Genomic DNA, 26,480 nt, shown 5'->3' with positions numbered 1-26,480 from the left:
TCCTCTTCTATATACAGAAAAGCTCCCACATATTATGTGAGAGCTTGTTCATATTATAATTAAGCAGCTTGACCCTTTTCAGAAATCTCTTTTAAATAAGCTTGTCCTTTTTCAGCGTCATATTGACCTTCCCACTTAGACATAACTACAGCTGCTAAAGAGTTTCCTACAACGTTAACTGCTGTACGAGCCATATCTAAAATACGGTCAATACCAGCAATGAACGCTAAACCTTCAGGTGGAATACCTACTGTACCAAGTGTCGCTAATAATACAACGAATGATACGCCCGGTACACCTGCGATACCTTTTGATGTAACCATTAATACAAGTAATAATGTAATTTGTTGTGTAATAGATAAATCAATACCGTACATTTGCGCCAAGAAAATAGCCGCAATTGCTTGATATAAAGTTGATCCATCTAAGTTAAATGAATAACCTGTCGGAATAACGAAAGATGTAATTGCTTTCGGACAACCGAATTTCTCCATTTTCTCCATGATTTTTGGTAAAACTGTTTCTGAGCTTGCTGTAGAATACGCTAAGATCAGCTCGTCTTTTAAAATCTTAAAGAATTGGAAAATGTTAATTCCAAATATTTTCGCTGTAAGTCCTAAGACAACTACGACGAAGAAGATCATTGCCCCATATACGACAATTAGCAATTTCCCTAATGGAATTAATGAAGCAAGACCAAATGTAGAAACTGTAACACCAATTAGTGCAAACACACCAAATGGTGCAAATTTCATAACTTGGTTTGTTACATAAAACATTGCGTCAGCTACACCTTGGAAAAATTGAAGAACTGGTCTTCCTCTTTCACCAATTGCTGCTACACCTAAACCAAATAGTACAGAGAAGAAGATAATAGCAAGCATATCTCCGTCAGCCAATGACTTCATAATGTTTGTTGGAACAATATTTACAAACGTATCTGCAAATGAATGACTTTGTACTTGCTCTGTCGTATGTGTATATTTCGAAATATCTGTCTTTGTTAACTGCTCCATATTTACGCCTTTTCCTGGTTGGAAAATATTCGCTATTAATAGACCAACAATAATTGCAATTGTTGTAATAATTTCAAAGTAAATAATTGTTTTTCCGCCTAGTCGACCTAGTTTTTTAACATCGCCAACACCAGCAACCCCAACAACAATACTTGCTACAACAATCGGTACAACGATCATTTTAATTAATCGGATGAAAATATCACCAATTGGTTGTAAGTACTTCACAACAGCTGGATTATCAAAGAAAATCGCCCCAACCGCAATACCAAGCGCAAGCCCTATTAATATTTGCCATGCAAGTCCTATTCTTTTCATATTTGTTGTAACCCCCTCTTCGATGTGTCACTCTATCTCTCATTCTATCTCTATAAAACTAAGAAATTAAGAGTATTACATATTATTCGACAATTCACTACATTTTGTCCCTGTTAAAAATCATAAATCAAAATTTAAAATCTGACAACAAAATAACTTTGCCCGAATGCAAATAATTTTCTTGACAAAAAATAAACCCATGTTAGAAAACCTCACATGAGAACGATTCCTTACTAGTGTTTTATTAGCTTTCTAAGTACTATTTCACCCCATAAAAACTATTACTTTCCTCCTGTATTTTACAGATAAATCCCAAAATATACCTTTATTACAGCCATAAATAAAATGTAAGTACTATGACAATTAAAGTTGAAAAATGATAAATTCCGACAAAACTTAGCAATTTTATAAAGTTTTCTTTACATTATGATTACAACGATAGACACTCTTCTTCTTATGATATATAACATTCATAGGGAAAGGAGTCAGACAACTATGAAAAAGAAATTTGCAGCGTTTAGTGTTTTAGCAGCAGGAACGATTTTTGCTTCCCCGTTACTTTCACCCGTATACGCTGAAACAAATCAAGATAAATTATCTAACATTCAATCTGAATTAGAAGGCAAACAAAGTGACTTACAAAATAAATCAGTCGAGAAAGAACAAATAGAAAAAGAAATTCAAGAATTACAGAAGAAAATCGATGAATTAACTACTTCTATTAATAAAAACGAGGCTGAATTAAACGATACAAAAAAAGAAATTAGCAAAACACAACAAGTAATTACTGACAAAAAGAAACATATAGAACAATTACAAACAAACATAGATACACGTCAGGAAGTTATTAAACAACGATTACAATCTATGCAAGAAAAACCGCGTACAAATATCATTACAGAAGTATTAACAAACTCTACAAACATTGCTGATCTTGTTGATAATATGTACTCCGTAAGTTTAATATTAAACAACGATACAGATATTGTAAAAAAACAAACATCTGATCAAAATGCTGTAACTACAGAAAAAGAAGCTGTTGAGAAAAAAGAACAACAACTGAAAGAATCTGAGCAAAAACTAGAACAAAAACAACAAGAATTACAAAATAACCAACAGCAGCAACAGACTCTTATTAACGATCTACATACGAAAGTAGCAAAAGTAGATTCAGAGATTGAAGGATTAGAAGAATCCAAAGGCATTTTAGAAAATCAACGTCAAGCTGTGCAAAAAGCAATTGAAGAAGAAAAACGGGCCGAAGAAGCTCGTAAAGCGGAAGAAGCTCGCCAGGCAGAAGAGGCTCGCAAACAACAAGCTACTAAATCTACTCAAGCAACTCAAGCAGCTCCAACACCACATGATACAAACATCGGTGGCTTTATCAAACCAGCAGCTGGATCAAAAACTTCCGGATTTGGTGTACGTTCTTTAGATAACCATAAAGGAATTGACATCGCCGCTTCGGGAACGGTTCCAATTATCGCTGCTGCAGATGGCGTTGTTATTCGCTCAGAATTATCATCTAGTTACGGAAACGTAGTGTATTTATCTCACCGTATAAACGGAAAAACATATACGACAGTATATGCTCATATGAATAGCCGTTCTGTATCGAATGGACAAACTGTAAAACAAGGCGATCAGCTTGGATTTATGGGGAACACGGGCCAATCATACGGACAACATTTACACTTCGAACTTCATCTTGGAGAATGGAATGTCGGCAAGACAAACGCAGTCGACCCATCTCCTTATATCGGATTATAAAAAACCTCGGTACCTACCGAGGTTTTTATTTACACTTCACACAATATAGGCATTCTACATAGACTATAACTAAATGCCTATAGTTTACGAGGTGATCAATATGAATACGCAATTACAACAAAAAATAGAAGAAGCTAGAGCGACATTTATCGGCCGGATATTTACATTTGGCGGATCAGTTTTATTTTTAATCGGTTCATTCCTCGCAGTCACCACAGCCTATAAAGCGTATAATCGTCTATTACATTCAACAACATAAAAAAAGACGGGAGATCCCCGCCTTTTTTTATGCAAACATTTTAAATACACCTATCACATTTAAAAATACAATTATTACAGTTACCGGAATGACATAACGAAGTAAGAAGAACCAAATGTTAAATAACGTTTTCCCCTTCGTTTCCGTCACTTCTAATTCTTTCATCAACAACTCTTTACTCATTTTATTTGGTACAAATAATGAAATAGCTAGTACTCCTAACGGCAGCAATACGTTACTTACCGAAAAGTCGACTAAATCAAAGAATGTTTTCCCAAATATTTTCACGTCACTCATAATCCCAAATGATAACGCTGATGGAATACCGACTGCAAAAATAAGAATACCAATTAATAATGATGCTGACGGACGCTTCTTCTCATTACCTTTCGCAACAGATGCTACTACAATTTCAAGCATTGAAATTGCTGATGTTAAAGTCGCAAAGAAGAATAAAATTAAAAACATAATAAAGAAAAATTGACCAAATGGTATTTTTGCAAATACTGCTGGAAGGACGATAAACAGTAATCCCGGTCCTTCAGTCGGTTTAACTCCTAATGCGAAAATCGCTGGGAAAATTGCTAATCCTGCAAGTACTGTAACAAAAACAGTTAAACTTACAATAGATGTTGCCGATTTCGCTAAATGTTCCTCTTTCTTCAAATACGAACTATACGTTACCATTACCGAGGCACCTACAGTTAGCGAGAAGAAAGATTGTCCCATCGCATATAAAATTGTATCTGCTGTAAGCTTTGAAAAATCTGGTTTTAAGAAGAACTCTACTCCAGCAAAAGCACCATCGAGTGTTAACGCACGAACAATAATCGCAATAAATAAAATAAATAATAGCGGCATCATGTACTTACTTGCCTTTTCTATACCTTTCTCTACACCTTTACTTACAACAAAAATCGTACAAAGCATAAAGATAAATTGCGCTCCAATCGCACTTAACGGATTTGAAATCGTTTCACCGAACAATTGTCCATAATCAGCTACTCCATTCCAGAAACTTCCTGTCACACTATAATATAAATAAAGTAAAATCCATCCACCTACAACACTATAAAAAGATAGTACACTAAAACAAGTAACAACTCCCATACGACCAATCCAAGGATATAATTTGCTATTTGGCACTAGTACTTTATAAGCTGTAACCGCCTCTTTTTGCGTGCTACGTCCAATAACAAACTCCGCTATTAGAAGAGGCATACCTATAAATAAAGTTAGAAGTAAAAATACAAGGAAGAATGCACCTCCCCCGCCATTACCTGCAACATATGGAAATTTCCATATCGCACCAAGACCTACTGCGGCTCCGGCTGCTGCGAGTACAAAGCCTATTTTCGACGTCCATTGCTGTGTTTCTTTCATCATAAATTCTCCTTTTCTGAATATTTAAACTTTTGTTAATTATACACTTTCATTTCATACTCGCACACCTCCTTTAGAAAATAAAAAAGTCCCCTACACGCAAATATGCATGTAGAGGACGATATATGTAATGTAAATACCGTGGTACCACCTCAATTGGATTGATAAATCCCACTTGTTCAAGTACAGGAATAATTCCGATACTCTATCCTTTTAACGGCGGAACCCGGGTTGCCTACTACAATGTTCAACATACCTCTCGCAAGCCCATTCTGTATAATTTATCGTACCGGGCTCCCACCTAACCCCAGCTCTCTGAACGCATCAAATATACGTACTCTTCTTGCTCATCGATTTCATCTATTGAAGTTACTTGTGATTATAAATTATATTTTTATATTTGTAAAGCGCACTTTATCTTTTATTATTTTAAAACCTTCCCCTCTAATTCTCGCAAAAAACTTTCTCTTTCTCTCTCATTTTGCACATATACTGATTTCAACACTTCTTGGAGTAATATATTTCGTTCTCTCTTTTCTAACTGTAAATCTTTTAACTTCACCCTTACTTCATATAAAAAATCTAAATACGATTCATATGTCTCATCATATTTATTTGCAATCTCATCTCGAATTTTTTTTGCGAGCTTTGGGCTCGCTCCCCCAGTAGAAACTGCTATATTAAGCAAACCATGATGAATCGCTGCTGGAAAGTGAACATTACCACTTTCCGGATTTGTAATAACATTTACTAATTGATTCTCTGCGGCATCTTCAGCAACTTGTTCATTTAATATTGAATCACTACTCGCTGCAACAACTAAAAAAGCATTTTTAATATCACTTTTTTCATATTCTCTTTGATACCAACGAATTTTCTTTTCTTCCACAAGTTTTACTAAATTCGCATCTAATTCTGGACTGATCACAACTATATCCGCACCTTGTTTGAGTAAAGGAATAATTTTAAATCCTGCAACTTTTCCCCCACCAATAACAACAACGCGTTTCTCATTAACTCGCACTGTAAGTGGATACATACTGATCTCCTTTCAATAACTCCGTCGTTTTCTGAATTAACATATCTTGTAACGCTTCATTCTTCCCTAAATATGGAATGATTTTAATCTCTTCCAATGCATATTGGCGCACTTCTTTCTCAATATGTTTCATAAGTAAACCTGTAAATAACAAATAAGGTAGCACAACGATGTTCTCCACTTCCCGTTCTACAACTTCCTTCAATTTCCTCTCAAATTTCGGCTCCGCAGCCGCTAAATAACAAACCTCAACTTTTTTAATTTTCTCCTCAGCTTGAAATAAAGAGGCGATCCATTTTATATCTTGTAATACTTCAGGATCACTACTTCCTCTTGCAACGAGCAGAAGGGTCACTTCAGCCTTCCCTTCCTTTTCAATACCACTTCCGTTATATACTGATTTGATAAGTGTTTCTGATACACCAAACGGATTACCATAAGTCACTTTAACATTCGGATATTGATTCTTGAGCTTTACCAATTCAAATGGAATATCTTTCTTCACATGACCTGCCGCTAATAAAAAAACAGGGATGGCAATAATCTCCGTGGCCCCACGCTTCACACATGTACGAAAACCATCTTCAATAGAAGGATTCGCTAACTCTAAAAAACAAACTTCTTGAATATTCGCTTCTATACGACTCATACACGATGTAATAAATTGAATCGCCTCTTCTTTCGCTGTCTTCAAACGACTTCCATGACATATATATAAGACGGCTTTCATTTTACAACACTCCACTTACTTGATAAGCATTTTCCGTTTGCTTCTCAAACCAATGGATTTTTTCTCTAAAACGGACAACTTCTCCAATTACAATCATGCTCGGATTTTGAATTCGCTCTTTTTTCGCAACATCTACAATTGTTCCTAATGTCCCAACAACTGTACGTTGCATAGACGTCGTCCCCTGCTCAATAATAGCAGCTGGCGTACTTTTATCTTTTCCATGCTTCATAAGTTGCTCACATATGTAGGGCAAATTACTAACCCCCATATATATCGCTAAAGTCTCTACACCTTTCGCTAAACTTTCCCATTTCACTTCTTCTTCAGCACCTTCTTTCCTATGCCCAGTCACAATAGCAAAACTTGCACTTGCATCACGGTGCGTCACTGGAATACCAGCATAAGCAGGTGCAGCTATTCCAGATGAAATACCTGGGACGATTTCAAATGGTACACCTTGCTTTGCTAATGCTTCCGCTTCTTCTCCCCCTCTACCAAATACAAATGGATCGCCGCCCTTAAGCCTCGTTACTACTTTCCCTTTTTTCGCATACTTAATAAGAAATGTATTAATTGTTTCTTGCTTCATCGTGTGATAATTCGGGAGTTTCCCGCAATAAATTAAATCCGCGTCAGGCTTTGCGTGTGAAAGCAGCTCTTTATTCACAAGGCGATCGTATAAAATAACATCTGCCTTCTCAATACATTTCAACCCTTTAACAGTAATTAAATCTGGATCGCCAGGACCCGCTCCAACAATATAAACCTTCCCCATCATCTCTCCTCATTTCTACTATTAAAATGAAACTTCCATTCGTATATTAGAATGGAAGTTTTTATTTTTTCGTATTACTAATCTCTACTCATGAATAACAAATGCTGCACCTTTTCGAATCTTCTTTTTTTCAAACAAAGAAATCTCTTTTACCTCTGGCAACGGTAAAAAATGTTTTTCAAGCTCAATCTCCGCAAGCTTAAATGCCTGTTCTTCACTTTGAGCAACAACAACAATCGGAACAATATCACTCACTAATACAGCTTCAAATCGATATAAATCCATATTGTCCCCCCTAAGACGCTATGACTTCTTCTAACACGTTATTTAACGCTATTTGTAATGTGTCTACACCAACACGACCTACAAAATCATAAAATGTTTCGGCTGGTAATTTATTCTCTTTGAAATAACTTATAAATGATGCGAGTACATCAGGTAAATCCTCGCCATCTATTTTTCCTTTTAACTTTTGATTGTAGGCACCGCCATCTAACAACGTTCCACCTACATATATCTCAAATGCTTCAACAATTCCCTTTTCCTTCGTTTTCATTTTCACCCCTTGTAACCCAATGTCAGCAATTTGACGTTGACCACATGAATTCGGGCAGCCTACCATATGAATTCGAACTGGAACATCGAGTGCAATTTGTGTATCTAAGTATTCTGCAATTTTTCGTAATCTTTCTTTCGTTTCTACTAATGCAAGATTACAATATTCAATACCGGTACATGAAACCGCATGACCAATAAATGATTTTGGGCTTGCAGATATCGCTTCAAACAACGGTTCACTAAGTAATCCTTTTACATTTTCCGGAGGAACGTTCGGAATAATGAAATTTTGTGAATTACATGTACGAATTTGTCCATTTCCATATTGCTTTGCGATTCTTGCAATCTCAAACATTTCTTCTGCATGTAAACGACCTACCGGTACATTAAAACCTACATATTTTAATCCCTCTTGTTTTTGGTCTTGAACACCATAAAAATAGCCTGCATTCCATCCTTTGAGTGCACTTTCCCCTTTACTTTGTAAAGGCCCTGTATACTCTATTAGTTTCTCTTTAAATTTCTCTGCTCCCCAGTCCGCAACAAGAAATTTCAAACGGGCTAAATGACGTTTCTCACGATATCCAAAATCACGGAATATAGTAGCAATCGCAATTGCCACTGCCTTCACTTCTTCTGGTAAAACGAACACATCTAATTCATCAGCTAAATATGGACGGGCTGATAATCCTCCGCCTACTTTTATATGAAAACCAACTTTTTTCTCACCATCTATTTCTTTCGTAGCAGGTGTAAATGCAACACAGTTAATCTCTGCGTTTGCTGAGTTATAAATATTAGAACTAATAGACATTTTAAATTTACGTGGCAAATTAGAAAACTCTTCATTATGTTGGAAATAGTCATATACCTCTTTCACAATATGTGTCGTATCAAATAGTTCATTTGCATCAATTCCAGCAAGCGGATTACCTGTAATATTCCGCGTTATATCACCACAAGCCCCCGCTGAAGATAATCCAACTCTTGCTAATCTTTTAAAAATATCTGGTATTTGCTGAATTTCTAACCAGTGAAACTGAATCGCCTGTCTCGTAGTAATATCTATTACATCACGTCCATAATCCTCAGCGATAGAAGCAAGTACTTCTGCCTGCGCATTTGTAATAATCCCTGACGGAATATTTACCCGCATCATAAAATAACCAGCTTCTTTTGGACGTTGTAAATACAATCCCGCCCATTTAAAGGCATCCCACTCTTCTTTCGGAATAGATTCAAATCCATTTTCCGCATAGTAAGGAATATCATTAAAAATTTCTAATCCATCTTTTTCTAATTTATTTTTCTCCGTTTGATTTAGTTTTTCATTGTTAGCCCATACTTTTTCATAACTCATTTTTAAATCCCCCTATATAAAGTGAAACTTTAATCAGTAGAGTTTTGTTCATCCCACGCTGATTATTAGCCTTAACCAATCGGGTATTTACGGGCAGCCCGCCCCCCACCTAACTTCCTTGCCCCAATCGAACTTTGAGGTAGGAATTTTACTTCCCGGCAAATAGCGGGATAAAACTACGCTCTTGTAAGTACTTCACGATTTGTTCTGCACATTCTTCAATAGAATATTTGTGCGTTTCTACAATTAATTCTGCTTGCTCTGGCTCTTCATAAGGCGAATCAATACCTGTGAAATCCTTAATATCACCTTTTCTTGCCTTTTTATAAAGCCCTTTCGGATCACGTTTCTCACACTCTTCAATCGGACACTTCACAAAAATTTCAATAAATTCATCTGCCGCTAATAAATCTCTTACTTGTTTGCGGTCTACTCGAAATGGTGAAATAAATGCTGTAAGGACAACTGTTCCTTGATCTACAAATAACTTTGCCACTTCGCCAATACGTCTTATATTTTCCATGCGATCACTTTCAGAAAATCCTAAGTCTTTATTTAAACCGTGGCGAATGTTATCCCCATCCAGCACATAATTTCCAATATTCTTTTCAAACAGTTTACGAGCGACCGCATTCGCTACTGTAGATTTACCCGAAGCTGATAAACCAGTAAACCAAATTACAAAACTGTGATGTCCATTCTTCACTCTTCTCTCATCTTTTGAAACCGAAGCTGTATGCCAAGTAATATTCGTATCCATCTCGTTCTCTCCCTATTCTGTTACTACTTCTTTTTTTAAACCTTTAATTAGCACTTCTACTACTTCTTTACGACTAAATGTACTTGGCGGAATCTCACCGTTTCTTAATAATTCTCTTACTTTCGTACCTGATAAAATAACATGATCTTCTTTTCCGTGCGGACATGTTTTTGTTGAAGCCATCGCTTCACATTTCGTGCAGTAAAAACTATGTTCAAAGAATAGTGGTGTAATGCCTAACTCTTCTATCGTAAAATTCGTGAAGATTTCTTGCGCTTCGTATGTTCCGTAATAATCTCCTACTCCGGCATGATCACGTCCTACAATAAAGTGGGTACATCCAAAATTCTTTCTTACTAACGCATGAAATATCGCTTCTCTTGGTCCTGCGTAACGCATTGCAGCAGGAAATACACTTAAAAAGACACGATTTTTCGGATAATAGTTTTGAAGGAGTACTTCATAGCTTTCCATTCTTACATCAGCAGGAATATCATCCGATTTCGTTTCTCCAACGAGTGGATTTAAAAAGAGACCATCTACAATTTCAAGAGCAGATTTTTGAATATACTCATGGGCACGATGTACCGGGTTTCTCGTTTGAAATCCGACTACTGTTTTCCACCCACGTTTTTTAAATTCTTCTCTCGTTTCAATTGGGTCTAAATGATAAGAAGGAAATTGATTATTTTCAAAGCGTTTTGTTAGAATAATAGTTCCTCCAACGTAAACGTTTGGTCGTTCATATAATTTTTTCACTCCTGGATGAGCCTCATCCGTTGTTTTATATACAAGTAACGCTTCTTTTTCTTTATCTGGTACGAAAATATCTTCTATTTTAATAGCACCATATATATTTCCATTGTTGACAAGCTTTACTTCCTCTCCGGTCTTCAGGCTTTCTGCGACTTCTTCTGTTACCGGTAATGTAATTGGTATACTCCACACACTACCATTTGCTAAACGAAGCGTTTCTACGACTGAATCATAATCTTCCTTCCCCAAAAAACCAGTAAGCGGGCTATATCCACCTGTCGCCAATAGTTCTAAATCACTTAAAGCTATGTTGTCTAATTTAATTTCTTTTTCAATTTGTGATATATCATATGTCTCATCTATACAGTTTACTAATTCGTTTACTGTGCTCATTTTCTATATCCCCTCTTAGCTTTATTTCAAGATTCATCTTATTGATAATGAAGACCACATTCGGTTTTCACTTTCCCAGCCCATCTACCATCTCTTGAATCGCCACCATCCCCTACAGGTAAAGTACATTTCTCACACCCAATACTTGGATAGCCAACATCATGCAACGGGTTATACGGCAAGCTATGTTTGTATACATATCGCCAAACTTCTTTCCACGTCCAATGAATGAGTGGACAAACTTTAATAGATTGAAAACGATGATCTTGATTTATAAACTTTGTATGCTTACGTGTTTCTGATTGTTCCCTTCTTAAGCCCGATATCCATGCTTTTTCCACGACTAATGATTTTTCTAAAGGTAAAATTTTTCTAATCTTACAACAAAGATTCGGATTGCTCTCCCACAGTTTTTCACCATGCAACTTCGCCTGTTCATCAAGTGTAAGTTCTGGCTGCTTTTCTATAATATTCAATGAAGGAAATCGTTCCCTCACTCTTTGAATTAATTCATATGTTTCTTGAAAATGAACATTTGTATCCAAAAATACAACTTTAGCAGATGGATTTACTTGGTTTATAAGGTGCAGCAATACCATACCTTCGACCCCAAAGCTACATGCGTAGACGATTTCATCTTTATACTCTTCATAAGCCCAATTTAATACTGATAACGCGCCTTTTGTTTCATCTTCTTCCGAAAACGAAACAACATTTTCTTCCCACGTTTCATACGTCAACATGTTTTTTCCCCCTGTAAAAGCAAAAAGACGGTTTTAACCTAATGAAAATAGGTTAAAACCGCCTCTAGTTTTTCTAGTCAGCGCTTTTCACTTTAAACGTACTTTTTCACTTTTCTCTAACTGAATTACTTTTCCATCTTGCACAACAATTGTAATTGAGCCATATTTCATATCAGCAAGCATCGCTTCAATCTTCTCGGATACTTCATCAAAATGTTCCCGTACACCCACGCGAACAGCCCCCCTTTTTATTCATAAAAAAAATCTTTCCCATTTCGAAAAGACTGTTCGGTAATATATTTTACCTTATCTTTCAAAATGGATTCCATTTTGCTGGATTTAGCACCTTGCTTTCTATAAGCAGGTTGCCGAGCTTCTTCGGGCCAGTTCCCTCCGCTTCTCTTGATAAGCTTTGTATTTGTATTTTATCACAATTCTGATTTTTTTCAATCCTAGTTTTCCGATATATTTTAATTATTTTATTTTACAAAAAAGGAATTGCCCATCCGAACAACTCCTTTTTCTATTTAAACAAGCTCTTTAATACGTATGCGATCGTTCCCAATAATATTTTCATATGTTTCGCGTTCCACAACTACTTGCGATGTTCCGCCTTTTGCAAAGACAACGGCTGGTCTTCGAATCCGATTGTAATTATTCGCCATCGAGTACCCGTAGGCTCCTGTACAGGAAACTGCTAGTAAATCAGCAGAAGCGACTTTCGGTAAATGAATATCCCAAATCAACATATCTCCGCTCTCACAACATTTCCCCGCAATCGAAACGAGTTCCTCATTCTCATCATTCCCTCGATTCGCTAACATTGCTTCATAACGCGCACTATATAAAGCAGGTCTTAAATTATCTGTCATTCCACCATCGACTGATACATATTTCCGAATACCAGGAATATCTTTCACAGACCCAACTGTATAAATTGTTGTCCCAGCATCACCTACAATGCTACGGCCTGGTTCAATCCATATTTCTGGCAATGGATATTCACATACAGTAAATTGTTCTCTCACTGCACTTGTTACAGCTCGCACATATGTCTCAAGAGTTAACGGTGTATCCGACTCTGTGTAGCGTATTCCAAATCCCCCGCCTACATTTAACACTTTTACTACATAGTTTGTTTGCTCTCTCACTTCTTCTAAAAATTGGCGAAGAACTTCAATCGCTCGAACAAAGCCAGCTGTTTCAAATATTTGCGATCCGATATGTGAATGAATCCCTAGCACATTATAATTGGATTTTTGTAAAGCAAATCCAATTGCCTGCATCGCTTGACCGTTTGAAACGCCAAATCCAAATTTCGAATCATCTTGGCCTGTTGTAATATATTCATGTGTGTGCGCCTCTACTCCAGGCGTTACACGAATTAATATGTTCACAAACTTTCCATGTTGCATCGCTAAATCGTGTAAAACTTCTAATTCAAAGAAATTATCTACGACAAAACAACCGATATTCGCCTGAAGAGCCATCACTATCTCTTCTTCTGTTTTATTATTTCCATGAAAATGAATACGTGATGCTGGAAATCCTGCTTGGAGCGCAGTATATAATTCTCCTCCAGAAACAACGTCTAATGACATATTCTCTTCACGAGCTACTCGGCACATCTCCATGCACAAGAACGCCTTGCTTGCATATGCTACTTGATAAGAGAAACCACTTTCTTTAAAAGCACGATGAAATGCTCGGCATTTTCCTCGAATAGACTCTTCATCGTATACATAAAGTGGTGTTCCGTATTGCTTTGCTAGCTGCGTCGTATCGCACCCTCCAATTTCTAAGTGTCCTTGCCCATTAATTCGGCTTGTGCCGTGTAAATACATTTAAATTCCTCCCTTATTTCCTCTAAAACTCATAACCCCAATCTTCTATTCATTGCAGCACGCTTTTAGATAGACAAAAAACGCGCGGAACAATGTTCACACGCGTTTCTTATTAGGAAAAATATATATTGAAAAAATAAACGAGTTGTTATCTCCTCAAAATAAGAAACCGCATCAACATCTCCAAATAGCTCTCCATAAAATAAATCTTATGACAGTACTACATTTATTCAATGTAGTCCCAATATATGAATAAGATGGTTATTCTTATATTTCGGCAATAGTCCCTTTCAGCCTATGATCACAGATTCCATGAAATCTCCCATAGCTTACTCTTTCCTATCGCGGCCTCTACCTTTGAGAGTAGATGAGGTAAGTCTATTTAATTTTCAAACATCTAATTGTTGCTATTAACAATACCAAAGGACCATTTTATTTGTCAAACAATTTTTTATATTGTTTTTTTACAGTTTAATTTTGTATCATTTGGTAAGCGCTTTACTGAAATCTTTTTCACTTCCCATTCGCCTTCTTCGTTATTAAATGTAATCGTTACCTTCTCAAATGGGGGAGCAATTTTCCCAGCAACACGTTCATACTTTGTCACTTCAATACTTGCTTGAAATAAATATGTACCGCTATACACTTTTTTTAAACTAATAATTTTAGGACATTGATACGGTTTCAAACTTCCATATTGTTTTTCAATTGCTTTATTTATTTTTGGAAATAAAACAGAATAAAGTGCATCTTCCATAAGAGGTGCATCATATTGAGCTATTGACACACTCGGTGAGGTAAAAAGTATAACACTACTACATGCTATAAAATATAATAATTTTCGCATTATAACCTCCGTATTATCACGCGATTCTTTCTGCGTACGATAATTATCATACATAGAAATTCTGTTTTATTGTCTCCCACCACTCTTTTTCTACTCGATTATTATAAAAAAGCCCACAACTCTCTTTTATTTTCGTATAATGATACTCATAGTATAATAATCATAATAACAAAGGACTGTTCGTATATATAAAATGAGTCGTTAAGCAAACTGACTCACAAGAACTGTCATGCTTTTTAGGAGAGGAGTATATTATGCTACAACATCTGTTTCCAAAACTGCGATTTGCACTCGTTGCAGTCGTTTTACTATGGATTAAAACATATATTGTGTACAAGCTAGCATTTGATATTAAAATTGATAATTTCTTTGAAGAATTCATGCTTTTTATTAATCCACTAGCTGCGTTACTTTTATTTTTCGGCTTAGCTTTACTTGCATCTAAGCACCGAAACCGAATTATAATTGGAATCAGTTTTATACTGTCATTTATTTTATTTGGAAACGCAATGTTTTATGGGTTCTATAACGATTTCGTTACTTTCCCGGTTTTATTCCAAACAAACAATATGGCTGATTTAGGGACAAGTATAAAAGAACTCTTTACGTACAAAACATTACTTTTATTTGCAGATGCAATTATTTTAATGTTTATTTCGCGTAAATTCCCATCATTTGGCGACAAAACACCACTTTCCCGCTCAGAGAAGCGAACTTTCTTTAGCGGTGTAACAGCTTTATTAGCACTACAAATTGTTGTATCAGTTATTTATAAACCACAAATGTTCTCGCGCTCATTTGACCGTCAAACTGTCGTAAAGAATTTAGGTTTATACACATATCATCTATTTGATATTACACTTCAATCCAAGTCTTCAGCTGAGCGTGTATTTGCAAGTGGGGATGGATTTTCTGAAATCAAAAACTATACAGACTCAAAAGACAAACAAGTTGATAAAAACTTATTTGGAGCTGCAAAAGGTAAAAATGTAATTTTAATTTCAATGGAATCTACACAAAGCTTTGTTATTAATAAAAAAATAAATGGAAAAGAAATTACCCCATTTTTAAATGAATTTATTAAGGATAGTTTCTATTTCGATAACTTCTATCATCAAACTGGACAAGGCAAAACTTCTGATGCTGAATTTATCGTTGAAAACTCACTTTATCCGCTAGATCGTGGTTCTGTATTCTTTACTCATGCAACAAACGAATACACAGCGACACCAGAACAATTAAAGAAATACGGATATTCTTCTGCCGTCTTCCATTCAAATGATAAAACGTTTTGGAATCGGGATGTAATGTATCCTGCGCTTGGATATGATCGTTACTTTAATTTAAATGATTACGCAGGAACGGAACAAATGTCTGTCGGTTGGGGATTAAAAGATAAACAGTTCTTTGAACAATCTATTCCAAAGTTAAAATCTTTACCGCAACCGTTCTATACAAAATTTATTACATTAACAAATCATTTTCCGTTTCTTCTAAATCCGGAAGACCAATATGTTGATGAATTCAACTCAGAAAGTGGTGTTGTAAACCGCTACTTCCCAACTGTTCGTTACACAGATGAAGCTCTTAAATTATTTATTAAACAATTAAAAGAAGAAGGACTGTATGATAATTCCGTTATTGTCATTTATGGTGATCATTATGGTATTTCCGAAAACCATAATGCAGCTATGGCACAGTTCCTAGGAAAAGATACTATTACACCATTCGATTCTATGCAATTACAACGAGTTCCTCTTATTATTCATGTGCCTGGTCAAGAAGGAAAAGTTGTTTCTAAAGTATCTGGTCAAATTGATATTAAACCAACGCTCCTTCATTTACTTGGTATTAAAACAAATAAATCCGTTGAATTTGGAACTGACTTATTTATTAAAGAAAAAGACCCGCTTATGGTAATGCGTGATGGTAGCTTTGTTTCTGAAGAGTATGTTTATACAAAAAATATGTGCTACAAAAGAAGTACGGGTGAAGAAGCTGATATGACGCTATGTCAGCCGTATATTGAAAAAGCAAAAACAGAATTAAAACTCTCCGATAAATTAATTTATGGAGATTTATTACGTTTCGATCCTAATAATCAATATAAAACTGGAACGATGACAACGAAATTTGAATAGTAAAGGAAGCAACTTTATACAAGTTGCTTCCTCTTTTTATTTTCACTTAATTTTTAAATCATCCTTCTATGAAATCTTTCACAAATTGGTAATTTCTTTCGTATGAGGAATAAATTTATGGTATGATAAAATAAGTAAACTTTCATACACTAATTAAGAATTTATTACAGAAAGCAAGGGATCAGATTTTGTATAGAGCAGCTATTCCAAACTTATTTACGCTCGGAAATTTATATAGCGGATTTTTATCAATCGGCTATGCATCTTTAGGATATTATAAATCAGCTGCTATTTTAGTACTTATCGGGATGATGTTAGATAGTCTTGATGGTCGTGTTGCTCGTTTATTACGTGTTGATTCACAAATGGGAAAAGAGCTCGACTCGCTTGCAGATGTCGTAACATTTGGTGCAGCACCTGCTGTTTTAATGTATTACACATCTTTCTCAAACTACGGAATCATCGGATTATACATAGCGGGATTATTCCCTCTTTTCGGAGCATATCGTTTAGCACGATTTAATGTAACACCATCTTCTACTTCAATGAAATATTTCACTGGAGTACCGATTACAGCAGCGGGAGGGCTTGTTGCTTTCTTAACATTATTTTCACATACCATTCCAAAAATCGTTCTTATTACCGTATTTGTAACGTTCGCATTTTTAATGGTGAGCCGCATTCGTATCCCAAGTTTAAAAGATGTACCAATTCCACGATATAGCATCATTATTACACTATTTTTAGTTGGAATCATTATTACAATGTATCAAACAGGATTTGGCAATTTTTCTGTTTTCTTATTCATTGCCATTCCACTATATATTTTGTACATGTTATCTCAATTCATTAGACAAAGACCGTCTAAAAAAGCGAATAAAGAAAAATAAGAAAACCTTCCGAGTCCGGAAGGTTTCTTTTTATTTTGTGACTAATACCTTTTGATTTACAGGTGTTACTGGCTCTTCGCCGTTTAATACAGCTAAAATATTTCTGACAGCCATTTCAGCCATCGCATCACGAGTTTCAAACGTTGCATTCCCTACGTGTGGAGCAAGTACTACATTCTTTAACTCTTTTAGCTCTTCTGTAATTTTCGGTTCAAATTCAAACACATCAAGAGCTGCCCCTTCAATTTCATTCGTTTTTAATGCATGAGCAAGTGCTGCTTCATTCATAATTGGTCCACGTGAAGCATTTACAATATACGCTGTTTTCTTCATCATTTTAAACTGCTCTTCATCAATCATATGATGTAATTTCGGATTATAAGCACAGTTAATTGTAATAAAATCTGCTGTTTGTAATAATTTTTCCAACGTCACATACGTTGCTCCCAGTTCACTTTCAGCTTCAAACTTACGATTTGGCCCTGTATATAAAACATCCATTCCAAATGCTTTCGCACGTTTTGCAACAGCCTTCCCGATTTCTCCAAGACCAATAATTCCGATTGTCTTACCGTGGACTTCTCGTCCTAAGAAAAATAACGGTGCCCATCCGTTAAATCCAGTCGTACGACATAACGTATCCCCTTCAGGAATTCTACGCGCCGCTGCTAAAAGAAGTGCAAATGTTAATTCTGCAGTCGCTTCCGTTGATACTTTCGGTGTATTCGTAACTGCAATTCCTTTTTCACCCGCATACGTGTAATCAATATTGTCGTAACCAGCACCATAGTTTGCAACAATCTTTAAATGAGACGCTGCATCAATAACTTCTTTTGGCACCTTTGTCGAAAGTAAACTTAACAATGCATCTTTATCTTTTACACGCTCTGTTAATTCATCTATAGAAATTAATTCCTCTTTATCGTACATTTCTACATCATGATCTTTTAATAGTTCTAATCCAATTTCCGAAATTTTTCCCGCTACTAATATTTTTGCCACTACTAACACCTCTTCTATAGAAAATAAGATATCTCTTATATTTCATTGTAAGAAATCCACATATAAAAACCAAGGAATTTGATTATAGTTTTGAAAATCGACACTTTTCCATGAAAAAAGAGGAGATGCAACTCTCCCCTCTTCTTACGCTTTTTCCTGCGATTCTTTTCCGAGCTTCACATCAATAGTTCCTTCTGCAACCGTATCGCTAATTTGCTCCTCAATAACCGATTGAGATGCAGCATTCGTTTCAGAAGTATAAGCTTGTTGCTGTGCAACTTGTACATTTTGTTTATTTTGTTGTTTCGCCATTTCTTACCCTCCTTTTCATTCTTTCTTATTTTGAACAAAAAGGGTGGTTTTCATCAAAAAATTGCGTTTCATTTTGAATTTGTTACTTCTTCTTCAAGCGACCTCATTACTCTTGCTCGCTTCGTAAATGTTGCAACCTGAGTAACACCGTGCGCTCGTAATGTTTGTACATTCTCTTGTACATAGTTCCCTAAATCATTTGGATAATGGGCATCCGAAGAAATCGTAATTGGAACACCATACTTAGCTAATACTTGTAAATATAGTGGACTTGGGCACATTTCACGAACAGGATAACGATAGTACAATCCTGCATTTATTTCTGTTGCCGTATTCGTTTCTACTAACGCACAGGCAATTTCCTCATAATAAGAAAGCTGTTCATTCTCATCCAATCGATAATTAAATACCTTTATATTATCTAGATGAGCGATAATATCAAATAACTCGGTACGAATCGCACTCTCAACTGTTTTAAAAAACGTATCGTATAATGCGCGTAGGTCATGCACCTCAAAATATTCTTTCGTATCTGGATTATCAAATCCCCAGCCATTTAGAAAATGAACGGAGCCAATTACATAGTCAAAGTCTCCTAGCGCTAATAATTCTTTTAACTCTCCTTCACAACCAATAAAATAATCCGCTTCAATTCCAAGTTTAAGTGTGACACCTCTTTTACTCCATCGTTCTTTCGCCTCTTCAATTGCCTTTGTAAAATCATACAGTGAAACTACCCTTACTTGATCTAACCATTCTTTCTGTATACGACCGAGCTTAGAATCACTAATATCTACATATTTTTCATAATATCCTTTCGCTTCATGAAAACGATATAGATGATCAACAATTCCCACTTCTTTTATTCCTTTTCGCACAGCTTCTTCTAAATATAGATCTATCCATTCTGTTGTAAATGGCCCTTCCTTCACACGTTTTTGCAAACGCTCTTGTGTTTTCATAAGCCAATCCATAGAATGCCTTTCTTGAAGCGGTTCATAACATTCCAACGCTTCATTTATTTTAGCAAGCCATCCTATTGAATACGGTCCTTCTTCTAAGTGAAGATGATAATCTACTTTCATATACATTCCCCCTTATAATGTATCTATTTCCCTTCTATCCCCAACTCTCGAAAGCTTTCCATTTCGTTCTTTCACCTCTCGCATGACATCTTCCAATGCGATATTTTTTTCAGCTAATAAAACGAAACAGTGATAAAATACATCAACCATTTCTTTCACTACTTCTTCTTTATCATTATTTTTACATGCGATAATTACTTCAGCACACTCTTCACCAATTTTCTTTAAAATTTTATCTTCTCCTTTTGAAAATAAATAATTTGTATACGATTCAGGAAGTGGGCTTTCCTTTCGTTCTTCAATTGTTTTATACAGCAACTTAAAGGCATTTTCCATATGTATCCCCCTATATAATTTGATAGTGAAAACATGTCTTCTCCCCCGTATGACAAGCAGGTCCTACTTGTTTCACATTCACAACAATTGAATCTTGATCACAATCTAAGTATAGAGATTGCACATATTGAACATTCCCTGATGTTTCTCCCTTATTCCATAACGACTGCCTCGAACGAGAGTAAAACCATGTTCTTTTCGTCTCTAACGTTTTTTCATATGCTTCTTCATTCATATAAGCTAGCATTAAAACTTCTTTCGTACCTTCTTCGATGACAATTGTCGGTATTAATCCTTTTGAAAAATTAGGTTTCATAACCGCACCTCAACATTTGCATCTCTTAATTTTCGCTTTACACTCTGCACTGTCGCCTCACCATAATGAAAGATGGATGCCGCTAATGCTGCATCAACTGTTGTCTTTTGAAAAACTTCTATAATGTGATCCGTATGACCACAGCCTCCTGATGCGATGACTGGAATGGAAACACTTTTTGAAATTTCTTCTGTTAAACGAAGATCATATCCACTTTTCGTTCCATCTGCATCCATACTCGTTAACAAAATTTCACCCGCCCCGAGCTTAACAACACGCTTCGCCCATTCTATGGCATCCATTCCTGTGTCAACTCTTCCGCCGTTGACGTATACGTTCCATTTATCTTCTGCTACTTTTCTAGCGTCAATTGCCACGACAATACATTGTGATCCAAAGTGTTCTGCGCCCTCTTCGATTAGCTTCGGATTTCGCACTGCCGCTGAGTTTATTGAAACTTTGTCTGCTCCAGCTCTTAGTAAATTGTACATATCTTTCACACTTGAAATCCCCCCGCCAACCGTAAGAGGAATAAATACTTTAGCTGCTGTTTTTTCTACAACATCTATAATCGTTTTTCTTCCTTCATGAGTCGCTGTAATATCTAAAAATACGATTTCATCTGCCCCTGCCACGTTATATGCTTCAGCTATTTCAACCGGATCACCGACATCTTGTAATCCTATAAAATTTACACCCTTTACGACTCGCCCTTCTTTCACATCTAGACATGGAATAATTCGTTTCGCTAACATAACTTCGTTACCTGTAACACTTCTTCTAAATCAATCGTTTTCTCGTAAAGCGCCTTTCCAATTATGACACCATATATATTCATATCATTTAACTTTTTCACATCTTGAATAGATGCCACTCCTCCAGAGGCAATGAGACGAATGCCCACACTTTTTTGAAGTAACGCCAATTGTTCAAAATTTGGCCCTGCAAGCGTCCCGTCTTTCGAAATGTCTGTAAACACAATCGTTTGAACATCTAAACTTTCCATTTGTTTCGCTAAACTAATATAAGAAATTTCAGACAGATCAAGCCAACCTCTCGTTGCTACGAAGCCATTTTTCGCATCAATTCCAACAATGATTTTCTCTTTATATAGACGAACTGCTTCCTCTAAAAATGACTTATCATAAAGAGCTGCTGTTCCTAAAATCACTTTTTCTACACCTACTGACAATAACTTCTCCACCGCTACAAGTGAACGAATTCCTCCTCCCACTTGCACAGGAATACGTACCGCCTTACAGATTTTTTCAATGACGGGCAAATTTAACGACTCGCCAGCAATTGCACCGTCTAAATCAACAATGTGTAGTATTTCCGCTCCAAGCTTTTCAAATATGATTGCCTGCGCTACCGGATCTTCATTCATCACCGTTTCTTTACTAAACTCTCCTTGATAAAGTCTAACGCATCGTCCTTCTTTTAAATCGATAGCTGGGAAGATTTCCATGCTTCTACCACCCCTTGAAAATTTTTTAATATTTGCATGCCAATTTCACCACTTTTTTCTGGATGAAACTGTGCACCAAATACATTTCCTTTCGCTACAAACCCTGGTACTTGCATTCCATAATCACTTACTCCGCATACAATTTCATCTGGACAATCCGCGTAATATGAGTGAACATAATAAACGAAAGAACCATCCACTAATCCATTCCAAAGCGGAAATTCTCTTTCCTTCCTTAATTCATTCCATCCCATATGAGGAATTTTATACGAAACTTTTAACTTACGAATTTCCCCTGGTAGTAAACCTAACCCGCTACAATCTTTTAGTTCCTCACTTCGTTCAAATAAAAGCTGCATGCCCAAACATATACCGAGGAGAGGTTTTCCTATATCACAAACCTCTTTTAGTACACACACTAAATCTCTTTCTTCTAATACGTCCATCGCTTTCGGAAATGCACCTACTCCCGGTAAAATCACGCCATCGCTTCTCAATATCTCTTCTTTATCACTCGTTACAATGTACTCTGCCCCAATATATTTTAACGCTTGCTCTACACTGCGAATATTCCCCATTCCATAATCTATAATGGCAATCAATTACAACATCCCTTTCGTTGAATTTACACCAGTAATGTTGGCATTTTTTTCGACCGCTTCTCTAAGCGCTCTACCAAAAGCTTTAAATACTGCTTCAATTTTGTGATGCGTATTACTTCCGTATAGAACGCGCGCATGTAATGTAATATTGGCAGCATGTGCAACTGCTCTAAAAAATTCTTCCGTCAATTCTGTATCAAAATCCCCAAGCTTCGGATTTGTTAATTCCCCTTGAAATACACAATATGAGCGTCCACTTATATCAATTGCGACAAATCCTAAAGATTCATCCATCGGTACGTACGCTGAACCGTAACGATTAATTCCCTCTTTGTTTTGCAATGCTTCTTTCAAGCAATTTCCGAGTACAATTCCAACATCTTCAACGGTGTGATGTGCATCGACAAATGCATCCCCTTCTGCTTCAACTTGCAATCCAAATCTTCCATGTCTAGCAAATAAAGTAAGCATATGATCGAAAAAACCAACCCCTGTTTGAATAGATACATTTGTACTTTCATCAAGCTGCAAATTTAATTTAATTTTTGTTTCTGTCGTCTCACGTACTTGACTGGACTGACGCATTATTTTTCCTCCTCAAACCTTATTTGGATTGCTCTCGCATGTGCATGTAACCCTTCTTTATTTGCAAGCTCTACAATGTGATGCTGTACATTTTTTAATGCTTCCTCCGTATAAGAAATAAAACTTGATTTTTTCACGAAATCATCGACTGATAACGGAGAAAAAAATCTTGCCGTTCCGCTCGTTGGTAATACATGATTCGGTCCCGCTAAATAATCCCCGAGCGGTTCAGGTGCATATGACCCAAGGAAAATAGAACCTGCATGTTTCACATAATCTAGAGCATTCATCGGTTCTTTTATATGTAACTCTAAATGTTCTGGAGCAATTTCATTTGATAACTTTAGTGCCTCCTCTAAAGAAGGAACGATAAAGATGGCTCCATTTCTATTTATTGATTCACGTGCAATTTCACTTCTTGGTAACATTTCTAACTGTCTTTCTATCTCGTTTTCTACTTCTTTAGCTAGTTCCATATTCGTTGTAATACAAATCGCCGTTGCTCTCTCATCATGCTCTGCTTGCGATAATAAATCCGCTGCGATATATTTTGCATTACCTGTTTCATCCGCGACAACTACAATTTCTGATGGACCAGCAATCATATCGATATTTACTATTCCGTATACTTCTCGCTTCGCTAGAGCGACATACAAATTTCCCGGTCCAACTATTTTATCCACTTTCGGAATCGATTCCGTCCCGTATGCTAAAGCAGCAATTGCTTGCGCGCCACCTATCGTATAAATTTCATCTACTCCCGCAAGATTTGCAGCAGCTAATATATGCGGATCAATTCCTCCTTTCCTCGGCGGTGTTACCATTACAATCTTTTTCACACCTGCGAGTTTCGCCGGCAATACATTCATTAATACTGAAGAAGGATATGAGGCTGTCCCACCCGGTACATATACACCTACATTTTCTAACGGCCGAATGAGTTGCCCTCTAATTATGCCTTTACTTTCACAATCGAATATTGAGTGCTTCTTTTGCTTTTCGTGATACGAAACAATGTTTTTCTTCGCCTCTTTTAAAGCTTCTAAAAATGAATTCTCTACAAACATACTCGCTTGCTGTATTTCTTCTTCACTTACACGAAAATCTTTCATCTCTACATCATCAAACTTTTTGGTATAGAAAGATAAAGCTTCATCTTTCCCTTCCCTTACATTTCTAATGATTTCTCTTACACTTCTTTGAACAGTTTCTTCTATTATATTAGCGTTTTCTCTTAGCACTTTTACTTTAGATAATGCCTCCTTAAAGTCTTCATAAATGATTTTCATTTTAAGTCCTCCTATTTCCCTGATAAGATTTCTTGCTCCATCATATTTATAATACTGAATATTTCGTCTTTTTTAGTTTTTAAGGCTGCCTTATTTACAATCATCCGAGCCGATATAGAGTGCATTTCCTCAAATACAATAAGTCCATTCTCTTGTAATGTTTTTCCTGTTTCAACAATATCTACAATCGCATCTGCCAATCCAAGAAGAGGAGCGATTTCTACAGAACCTTCTATTTTAATTATTTCTACATCCTCTCCCTTATCATGAAAATAAGTAGAAGTAATATGCGGGTATTTCGTAGCAATTCTTTTCTTCCGGTAACTCTTCGGATTATACGTAGGAATAGAAGCAACACAAAACTTACAAATCCCCACTCCTAAATCCAGCATTTCATAAATATCTTTCTCGTTTTCCATTAAAATATCTTTTCCAACGATCCCAATATCAGCTACCCCATGTTCTACATAAGTAGCAACATCAACCGCTTTTACTAAAATAAATGAAACATTTGTATTTTTACTTTGAAATACAAGCTTCCGACCTTTATTTTTGAGATCGGAACAATCAATTCCAATCTGCTCAAAAAGTGGAATGACATGTTTTTCTAACCTTCCTTTCGTTAACGCAATTTGAATGTTACGCATGAAGCCTCTCCTTCTTTCTGGACTACCCATTTCTCATTCCATACATATTCCACTAAATATTCATTCTTTGCCTCAACGACCGTTCCTATTTTATTTTTTCTTGCAAATTGAAAGGTATCGCTTAAATTAGAGAATAGAGATAACCAAGCATTTTTCCCATCCTTTCGAAGTAAATTTCGTAACCTTTCTGCTTCCGCTAATCTATTTAACTCATAATGAATCACAATATCAATTTGATTTCGTTCATATGGTTCTTGCTGCTCTTGCAGGGCCTTCACAATTTGATTTACTTGTACCGCGAGTCCAACAGCTGGCAGCATTTCTCCAAAATTCCCAATTAGCTCATCGTATCTTCCGCCACTAACGATTTCTTCTCCAATTTCATATATATATCCTTTGAAAATAACACCTGTATAGTAATCTAAGTGTTGAATCATGCCCAAATCAATTGATATGTAAGAACCATATCCTAACGTTTCAATTGTTTCATACATTTCTTTTACTCTTGCAATTGCCATTTTCATTTCATTACTTGAAGCAAGCTTTTCTGCCTCCTCAATAACTTCTAAATTTCCAAATAGCCTTGGTAATTTCTCAAGTAATCTTACTGTCTCATCGCATCGATCTAATTTCTTTTCTCCGATAAAATTTGAGAGGGCAGCATAATTTTTACTTTCTATATACGTTCTAAGTACCCTTTCTTCTTCATCATGGATGGAGAGCTTTTTTACAATACATTTATATAACTGTACTTGCCCAATCTCAATTGTAAAAGATTGCACCTTCAACTTTTGAAGTGCTTGAATGACACTTATTACACATTCAATTTCAGCTCTTACATTATCAATCCCGATAACTTCAATACCACTTTGTACGATTTCATTATATTTTCCAGAATGGGATTCATTCGCTCGAAATACATTCCCGCTATACGTCACTTTAAGTGGCGTATCCCATCTCTGTGTTCCAATCACTCTTGCTAAAGGAATTGTCATATCTGGACGTAAAACGATAATCCTTCCCTTCTCATCAAAAAATTTATACATCTTCTCTTCATCTATCGGTCTATTTTGAAATGCAAAAACATCATAAAATTCAATTGTAGGTGTTCTTATTTCCTCATAACCTCTCTCTAAAAAAGTAAGCCTTAATTTTTGCTCCACTTCTTCAATTAACGTACATTCTTCGAATAAATAATCTCTCGTTCCATTCGGGTTCGCCCGTTTCCATTTTGTCATCTAAATTTTCACACC

General features: G+C 36.1%; 29 protein-coding genes, 2 riboswitches and 1 other annotated feature. Of the genes, 4 read left to right on the top strand and 25 right to left on the bottom strand.

The annotated features are described in order from the left end of the window. Positions 1-59 precede the first annotated feature (59 nt). Positions 60-1,334 carry a glutamate/aspartate:proton symporter GltP gene (gltP, locus tag N2V79_RS07415; RefSeq protein WP_000821126.1) on the bottom strand — a complete coding sequence of 425 codons (1,275 nt, stop codon included), beginning with the start codon at positions 1,332-1,334 and terminating at the stop codon, positions 60-62. A gap of 495 nt (positions 1,335-1,829) precedes the next feature. Between gltP and N2V79_RS07410 the strand changes: the two genes are divergently transcribed. Together N2V79_RS07410 and N2V79_RS07405 are read left to right on the top strand one after the other, a co-directional pair. Next, complete coding sequence (locus tag N2V79_RS07410) at positions 1,830-3,104, top strand: murein hydrolase activator EnvC family protein (RefSeq protein WP_340719753.1); 1,275 nt, start codon at positions 1,830-1,832, stop codon at positions 3,102-3,104. A gap of 100 nt (positions 3,105-3,204) precedes the next feature. Next, positions 3,205-3,363 (top strand): hypothetical protein, encoded by a 159-nt coding sequence (locus tag N2V79_RS07405; RefSeq protein WP_001095997.1) that lies wholly within the window; start codon positions 3,205-3,207, stop codon positions 3,361-3,363. 27 nt (positions 3,364-3,390) lie between these two features. Here the strand turns inward: N2V79_RS07405 and N2V79_RS07400 are convergent, their stop codons facing one another. From N2V79_RS07400 to N2V79_RS07345, 12 genes are all read right to left on the bottom strand, one after another. After that, positions 3,391-4,746: a sodium-dependent transporter gene (locus N2V79_RS07400; protein ID WP_053564908.1), complete on the bottom strand. Its 1,356-nt coding sequence runs from the start codon at positions 4,744-4,746 to the stop codon at positions 3,391-3,393. A gap of 111 nt (positions 4,747-4,857) precedes the next feature. Further along, positions 4,858-5,106 (bottom strand) — a binding site (T-box leader). A gap of 64 nt (positions 5,107-5,170) precedes the next feature. Continuing rightward, positions 5,171-5,785, bottom strand: coding sequence for an NAD(P)-binding protein (locus N2V79_RS07395; RefSeq protein ID WP_053564909.1), 615 nt, complete (start codon positions 5,783-5,785; stop codon positions 5,171-5,173). Next, entirely contained in the window at positions 5,760-6,515 is a 756-nt protein-coding gene (locus N2V79_RS07390; protein WP_340719752.1) for a sirohydrochlorin chelatase, read from the bottom strand. The genes N2V79_RS07395 and N2V79_RS07390 overlap by 26 nt, the downstream gene beginning before the upstream one ends. Position 6,516: 1 nt before the next feature. Continuing rightward, positions 6,517-7,293 carry a uroporphyrinogen-III C-methyltransferase gene (cobA, locus tag N2V79_RS07385; RefSeq protein WP_069355300.1) on the bottom strand — a complete coding sequence of 259 codons (777 nt, stop codon included), beginning with the start codon at positions 7,291-7,293 and terminating at the stop codon, positions 6,517-6,519. Positions 7,294-7,377: 84 nt separating this feature from the next. Continuing rightward, positions 7,378-7,578 carry a DUF3906 family protein gene (locus N2V79_RS07380; RefSeq protein WP_000366918.1) on the bottom strand — a complete coding sequence of 67 codons (201 nt, stop codon included), beginning with the start codon at positions 7,576-7,578 and terminating at the stop codon, positions 7,378-7,380. 10 nt (positions 7,579-7,588) lie between these two features. Then, positions 7,589-9,211, bottom strand: a complete 1,623-nt coding sequence (locus N2V79_RS07375) for a nitrite/sulfite reductase (protein ID WP_000119611.1) — start codon at positions 9,209-9,211, stop codon at positions 7,589-7,591. 148 nt (positions 9,212-9,359) lie between these two features. After that, positions 9,360-9,971, bottom strand: coding sequence for an adenylyl-sulfate kinase (gene cysC, locus N2V79_RS07370; protein ID WP_029441817.1), 612 nt, complete (start codon positions 9,969-9,971; stop codon positions 9,360-9,362). A 12-nt stretch (positions 9,972-9,983) separates the two neighbouring features. Then, on the bottom strand, positions 9,984-11,120 hold the full coding sequence (sat, locus tag N2V79_RS07365) for a sulfate adenylyltransferase (RefSeq protein WP_069355299.1): 1,137 nt from the start codon (positions 11,118-11,120) through the stop codon (positions 9,984-9,986). A 38-nt stretch (positions 11,121-11,158) separates the two neighbouring features. Beyond that, complete coding sequence (locus N2V79_RS07360; RefSeq protein ID WP_000959018.1) at positions 11,159-11,863, bottom strand: phosphoadenylyl-sulfate reductase; 705 nt, start codon at positions 11,861-11,863, stop codon at positions 11,159-11,161. An 87-nt stretch (positions 11,864-11,950) separates the two neighbouring features. Continuing rightward, on the bottom strand, positions 11,951-12,094 hold the full coding sequence (locus N2V79_RS07355) for a YezD family protein (protein ID WP_000538896.1): 144 nt from the start codon (positions 12,092-12,094) through the stop codon (positions 11,951-11,953). A gap of 72 nt (positions 12,095-12,166) precedes the next feature. Further along, positions 12,167-12,275: riboswitch (SAM riboswitch) on the bottom strand. A 115-nt stretch (positions 12,276-12,390) separates the two neighbouring features. Next, positions 12,391-13,707 carry a diaminopimelate decarboxylase gene (gene lysA, locus N2V79_RS07350; protein WP_000280643.1) on the bottom strand — a complete coding sequence of 439 codons (1,317 nt, stop codon included), beginning with the start codon at positions 13,705-13,707 and terminating at the stop codon, positions 12,391-12,393. 180 nt (positions 13,708-13,887) lie between these two features. Then, a riboswitch (Lysine riboswitch) is annotated at positions 13,888-14,069 on the bottom strand. Between the two features lie 89 nt (positions 14,070-14,158). Beyond that, positions 14,159-14,554 carry a DUF3888 domain-containing protein gene (locus N2V79_RS07345; protein ID WP_064531938.1) on the bottom strand — a complete coding sequence of 132 codons (396 nt, stop codon included), beginning with the start codon at positions 14,552-14,554 and terminating at the stop codon, positions 14,159-14,161. Between the two features lie 254 nt (positions 14,555-14,808). Here N2V79_RS07345 and N2V79_RS07340 point away from each other — a divergent pair, with 254 nt between their 5' ends. Next, positions 14,809-16,695, top strand: a complete 1,887-nt coding sequence (locus N2V79_RS07340; RefSeq protein ID WP_000939084.1) for an LTA synthase family protein — start codon at positions 14,809-14,811, stop codon at positions 16,693-16,695. Positions 16,696-16,883: 188 nt separating this feature from the next. After that, a complete protein-coding gene (pssA, locus tag N2V79_RS07335; RefSeq protein ID WP_000285417.1) occupies positions 16,884-17,585 on the top strand; it encodes a CDP-diacylglycerol--serine O-phosphatidyltransferase in 702 nt (233 codons plus the stop codon). Between the two features lie 30 nt (positions 17,586-17,615). Here pssA and N2V79_RS07330 read toward each other — a convergent pair whose 3' ends face one another. The 12 genes from N2V79_RS07330 to N2V79_RS07275 all read right to left on the bottom strand — a co-directional run bounded on the left by N2V79_RS07330 (position 17,616) and on the right by N2V79_RS07275 (position 26,465). Beyond that, positions 17,616-18,587: an NAD(P)-dependent oxidoreductase gene (locus tag N2V79_RS07330; RefSeq protein WP_340719751.1), complete on the bottom strand. Its 972-nt coding sequence runs from the start codon at positions 18,585-18,587 to the stop codon at positions 17,616-17,618. Positions 18,588-18,731: 144 nt separating this feature from the next. Beyond that, entirely contained in the window at positions 18,732-18,899 is a 168-nt protein-coding gene (locus tag N2V79_RS07325) for a DUF4025 domain-containing protein (RefSeq protein ID WP_001118893.1), read from the bottom strand. A gap of 68 nt (positions 18,900-18,967) precedes the next feature. Continuing rightward, positions 18,968-19,984 (bottom strand): histidinol phosphate phosphatase domain-containing protein, encoded by a 1,017-nt coding sequence (locus N2V79_RS07320; RefSeq protein ID WP_000861843.1) that lies wholly within the window; start codon positions 19,982-19,984, stop codon positions 18,968-18,970. 12 nt (positions 19,985-19,996) lie between these two features. Further along, positions 19,997-20,320, bottom strand: a complete 324-nt coding sequence (gene hisE / locus N2V79_RS07315; protein ID WP_000426355.1) for a phosphoribosyl-ATP diphosphatase — start codon at positions 20,318-20,320, stop codon at positions 19,997-19,999. A gap of 10 nt (positions 20,321-20,330) precedes the next feature. Next, a complete protein-coding gene (gene hisI, locus N2V79_RS07310; RefSeq protein WP_069355298.1) occupies positions 20,331-20,636 on the bottom strand; it encodes a phosphoribosyl-AMP cyclohydrolase in 306 nt (101 codons plus the stop codon). Continuing rightward, on the bottom strand, positions 20,633-21,391 hold the full coding sequence (gene hisF / locus N2V79_RS07305; RefSeq protein WP_023521478.1) for an imidazoleglycerol phosphate synthase cyclase subunit: 759 nt from the start codon (positions 21,389-21,391) through the stop codon (positions 20,633-20,635). The genes hisI and hisF overlap by 4 nt, the downstream gene beginning before the upstream one ends. Next, the gene (gene hisA / locus N2V79_RS07300; RefSeq protein WP_000402295.1) at positions 21,385-22,104 is read right to left on the bottom strand and encodes a 1-(5-phosphoribosyl)-5-[(5-phosphoribosylamino)methylideneamino]imidazole-4-carboxamide isomerase; all 720 of its coding nucleotides are present in this window, start codon (positions 22,102-22,104) and stop codon (positions 21,385-21,387) included. The genes hisF and hisA overlap by 7 nt, the downstream gene beginning before the upstream one ends. After that, the gene (gene hisH / locus N2V79_RS07295) at positions 22,077-22,706 is read right to left on the bottom strand and encodes an imidazole glycerol phosphate synthase subunit HisH (RefSeq protein ID WP_053564913.1); all 630 of its coding nucleotides are present in this window, start codon (positions 22,704-22,706) and stop codon (positions 22,077-22,079) included. Before hisH ends, hisA begins: the two co-directional genes overlap by 28 nt. Then, complete coding sequence (gene hisB, locus N2V79_RS07290) at positions 22,707-23,291, bottom strand: imidazoleglycerol-phosphate dehydratase HisB (protein WP_053564914.1); 585 nt, start codon at positions 23,289-23,291, stop codon at positions 22,707-22,709. Continuing rightward, on the bottom strand, positions 23,291-24,580 hold the full coding sequence (hisD, locus tag N2V79_RS07285) for a histidinol dehydrogenase (RefSeq protein ID WP_069355296.1): 1,290 nt from the start codon (positions 24,578-24,580) through the stop codon (positions 23,291-23,293). The genes hisB and hisD overlap by 1 nt, the downstream gene beginning before the upstream one ends. A gap of 11 nt (positions 24,581-24,591) precedes the next feature. Then, positions 24,592-25,227 carry an ATP phosphoribosyltransferase gene (gene hisG, locus N2V79_RS07280; protein ID WP_029441809.1) on the bottom strand — a complete coding sequence of 212 codons (636 nt, stop codon included), beginning with the start codon at positions 25,225-25,227 and terminating at the stop codon, positions 24,592-24,594. Next, positions 25,203-26,465 (bottom strand): ATP phosphoribosyltransferase regulatory subunit, encoded by a 1,263-nt coding sequence (locus N2V79_RS07275; RefSeq protein WP_000170292.1) that lies wholly within the window; start codon positions 26,463-26,465, stop codon positions 25,203-25,205. The genes hisG and N2V79_RS07275 overlap by 25 nt, the downstream gene beginning before the upstream one ends. Positions 26,466-26,480: the final 15 nt, after the last annotated feature.

The organism is Bacillus sp. CH_70, from assembly GCF_038007045.1.
GTDB lineage: Bacteria > Bacillota > Bacilli > Bacillales > Bacillaceae_G > Bacillus_A > Bacillus_A cereus.
This window is presented reverse-complemented; position numbering and strand designations above follow the sequence as displayed.

Coding starts and splice junctions, on each gene's coding strand:
- gltP (WP_000821126.1), bottom strand. CDS start 1,334: ATGAAAAGAATAGGACTTGCATGGCAAATATTAATAGGGCTTGCGCTT.
- N2V79_RS07410 (WP_340719753.1), top strand. CDS start 1,830: ATGAAAAAGAAATTTGCAGCGTTTAGTGTTTTAGCAGCAGGAACGATT.
- N2V79_RS07405 (WP_001095997.1), top strand. CDS start 3,205: ATGAATACGCAATTACAACAAAAAATAGAAGAAGCTAGAGCGACATTT.
- N2V79_RS07400 (WP_053564908.1), bottom strand. CDS start 4,746: ATGAAAGAAACACAGCAATGGACGTCGAAAATAGGCTTTGTACTCGCA.
- N2V79_RS07395 (WP_053564909.1), bottom strand. CDS start 5,785: ATGTATCCACTTACAGTGCGAGTTAATGAGAAACGCGTTGTTGTTATT.
- N2V79_RS07390 (WP_340719752.1), bottom strand. CDS start 6,515: ATGAAAGCCGTCTTATATATATGTCATGGAAGTCGTTTGAAGACAGCG.
- cobA (WP_069355300.1), bottom strand. CDS start 7,293: ATGGGGAAGGTTTATATTGTTGGAGCGGGTCCTGGCGATCCAGATTTA.
- N2V79_RS07380 (WP_000366918.1), bottom strand. CDS start 7,578: ATGGATTTATATCGATTTGAAGCTGTATTAGTGAGTGATATTGTTCCG.
- N2V79_RS07375 (WP_000119611.1), bottom strand. CDS start 9,211: ATGAGTTATGAAAAAGTATGGGCTAACAATGAAAAACTAAATCAAACG.
- cysC (WP_029441817.1), bottom strand. CDS start 9,971: ATGGATACGAATATTACTTGGCATACAGCTTCGGTTTCAAAAGATGAG.
- sat (WP_069355299.1), bottom strand. CDS start 11,120: ATGAGCACAGTAAACGAATTAGTAAACTGTATAGATGAGACATATGAT.
- N2V79_RS07360 (WP_000959018.1), bottom strand. CDS start 11,863: ATGTTGACGTATGAAACGTGGGAAGAAAATGTTGTTTCGTTTTCGGAA.
- lysA (WP_000280643.1), bottom strand. CDS start 13,707: ATGTATTTACACGGCACAAGCCGAATTAATGGGCAAGGACACTTAGAA.
- N2V79_RS07345 (WP_064531938.1), bottom strand. CDS start 14,554: ATGCGAAAATTATTATATTTTATAGCATGTAGTAGTGTTATACTTTTT.
- N2V79_RS07340 (WP_000939084.1), top strand. CDS start 14,809: ATGCTACAACATCTGTTTCCAAAACTGCGATTTGCACTCGTTGCAGTC.
- N2V79_RS07325 (WP_001118893.1), bottom strand. CDS start 18,899: ATGGCGAAACAACAAAATAAACAAAATGTACAAGTTGCACAGCAACAA.
- N2V79_RS07320 (WP_000861843.1), bottom strand. CDS start 19,984: ATGAAAGTAGATTATCATCTTCACTTAGAAGAAGGACCGTATTCAATA.
- hisE (WP_000426355.1), bottom strand. CDS start 20,320: ATGGAAAATGCCTTTAAGTTGCTGTATAAAACAATTGAAGAACGAAAG.
- hisI (WP_069355298.1), bottom strand. CDS start 20,636: ATGAAACCTAATTTTTCAAAAGGATTAATACCGACAATTGTCATCGAA.
- hisF (WP_023521478.1), bottom strand. CDS start 21,391: ATGTTAGCGAAACGAATTATTCCATGTCTAGATGTGAAAGAAGGGCGA.
- hisA (WP_000402295.1), bottom strand. CDS start 22,104: ATGGAAATCTTCCCAGCTATCGATTTAAAAGAAGGACGATGCGTTAGA.
- hisB (WP_053564914.1), bottom strand. CDS start 23,291: ATGCGTCAGTCCAGTCAAGTACGTGAGACGACAGAAACAAAAATTAAA.
- hisD (WP_069355296.1), bottom strand. CDS start 24,580: ATGAAAATCATTTATGAAGACTTTAAGGAGGCATTATCTAAAGTAAAA.
- hisG (WP_029441809.1), bottom strand. CDS start 25,227: ATGCGTAACATTCAAATTGCGTTAACGAAAGGAAGGTTAGAAAAACAT.
- N2V79_RS07275 (WP_000170292.1), bottom strand. CDS start 26,465: ATGACAAAATGGAAACGGGCGAACCCGAATGGAACGAGAGATTATTTA.